The sequence below is a fragment of the Kitasatospora sp. NPDC097643 genome, assembly GCF_040302625.1.
Lineage (GTDB): Bacteria > Actinomycetota > Actinomycetes > Streptomycetales > Streptomycetaceae > Kitasatospora.
Genome location: NZ_JBEOSA010000161.1, coordinates 1 through 2,185, shown reverse-complemented (window position 1 = coordinate 2,185; position 2,185 = coordinate 1). Strand labels below are relative to the sequence as shown.

The window sequence follows — 2,185 nt, the reverse complement described above, 5'->3', positions numbered from 1 at the left end:
ACGCCGTCCTGGTACCGATCCGCCTCGACCTCGCCGGACTCCGCACCCAGGCCGAGGCGGGCATGCTGCCGCCCGTCCTGCGCGGGCTGGTCCGGCCGACCGCCCGTCGGGCCGCAGGGACGGCCGTCCACGCCGCCGGCCCGTCGCTGGCGGAGCGACTGCTGGGCGTCCCCGAGGAGGACCGCGAGGCCGTGCTGACGGACCTCGTCCGCTCCGAGGTCGCGGCCGTGCTGGGCTACCCGGGCGCCGGGTCCGTGGATGCCGGTCGCGCGTTCAAGGACCTCGGGTTCGACTCGCTGACCGCCGTCGAGCTGCGGAACCGCCTCAACGGCGTCACGGGCCTGCGGCTGCCCGCCACCCTCGTCTTCGACTACCCGACTCCGGCGGCCCTGGTGGCGCTGCTGCGGGCGGAGGCCGTGCCCGACCCGGCGGCGGCCGTCCTGCCGCTGCTGGCCGAGCTGGACCGGCTGGAGGCCGCGCTGGTGGGGACACCGGCTGACGACGAGGGCCACCTGAGGGTCGCCCACCGGCTCCAGTCACTGCTCACCCGGTGGAACGACCAGCAGGCCGCCCCGGCCGAGAACCCCGCCGTCACCGAGGAGCTCGCGGAGGCCACCGATGACGACCTCTTCGACTTCATCGGCAAGGAATTCGGCATCTCCTGACCCCGCCACCGCCCGACCCACCGCACCATCCTGAAAGGTGACCCGACATGCCGGCAGACCAGGCGGCCGAGGACAAGCTCCGGTACTTCCTCAAGCGCGTCACGGCGGACCTCCACGAGACACGCCGACGGCTGAAGGAGATGGAGGACGGCGAGCACGAGCCGATCGCCATCGTCGGCATGGCCTGCCGCTTCCCCGGCGGGATCGAGTCGCCGGAGGACCTGTGGCGGCTGGTCGCCGACGGGCGGGACGCCGTGTCCCCCTTCCCGGAGGACCGTGGCTGGGACGTGGAGAACCTGTACCACCCCGACCCCGACCACCCGGGCACCTCCTATGCCCGGGAAGGCGGATTCCTGCACCGGGCGGGGGAGTTCGACCCGGCGTTCTTCGGCATCAGCCCGCGTGAGGCGATGTCGATGGACCCGCAGCAGCGGCTGCTGCTGGAGACCTCCTGGGAGGCGTTCGAGCGGGCCGGCATCGATCCGGTGAGCCTGCGCGGCAGCCGGACCGGTGTGTTCGTCGGCGTGATGTACAACGACTACGGCATGCTGCTCCAGCAGTCGGTGGAAGGAGCCGAGGGCCAGATCGGGACGGGGACCTCGGGCAGCATCGCGTCCGGCCGGGTCTCGTACACGCTGGGGCTGGAGGGGCCGGCCGTCACGATCGACACGGCTTGCTCCTCGTCCCTGGTGGCGCTGCACCTGGCCTGTCAGTCGTTGCGCACCGGCGAGTCGACGCTGGCGCTGGCCGGCGGTGTGACCGTGATGCTGACCCCGGGCACCTTCGTGGAGTTCAGCCGCCAGCGGGGCCTGGCCGCCGACGGGCGCTGCAAGGCGTTCTCGGACGACGCGGACGGCACCGGCTGGGGCGAGGGCGTCGGCATGATCCTGGTCGAGCGGCTTTCGGACGCGCTCGCCAACGGCCACCGGGTGCTCGGTGTGGTGCGCGGGTCGGCGGTCAACCAGGACGGCGCCTCGAACGGCCTGACGGCGCCGAACGGCCCGTCGCAGCAGCGGGTGATCAGGCAGGCGCTCGGCAACGCCGGGCTCACCGGCGACCAGGTCGATGCGGTCGAGGCCCACGGCACCGGCACCACCCTCGGCGACCCGATCGAGGCACAGGCCCTGCTCGCCACCTACGGCCAGGGCCGCCCGGGCGGACGCCCGCTGAAGCTGGGCTCGGTGAAGTCGAACCTGGGCCACACCCAGGCGGCGGCCGGCGCGGCCGGTGTGATCAAGATGGTGCTGGCGATGCAGCACGGGGTGCTGCCGAAGAGCCTGCACGTGGGCGAGCCGTCCTCGCACGTCGACTGGGCCGCAGGGGCCGTCGAACTCCTCAGCGAGGCGCAGGAGTGGCCCGAGACCGGCGAACCGCGCCGGTCGGCGGTCTCCTCGTTCGGCTTCAGCGGCACCAATGCCCACATCATCCTGGAGCAGGCGCCGGTGGTGGAGGCGCTTCCCGATGCGGTGGATGTGCCGGCGGTGGATGTGTCCGCGGTGCCTGGGCCGGTGCCGGTGGTG

Annotated in this window: 2 protein-coding genes; both read left to right on the top strand. The window is 73.1% G+C overall.

Going from position 1 to position 2,185, the window contains the following annotated elements; all coding sequences use genetic code 11:
- On the top strand, positions 1 to 665 hold a 665-nt coding region (locus tag ABTY15_RS39575; RefSeq protein ID WP_350607616.1), incomplete at its 5' end, for a phosphopantetheine-binding protein.
- Positions 666 to 712: 47 nt separating this feature from the next.
- Positions 713 to 2,185: type I polyketide synthase (locus tag ABTY15_RS39570; RefSeq protein WP_350607613.1), on the top strand; the 1,473-nt coding region annotated here is incomplete at its 3' end.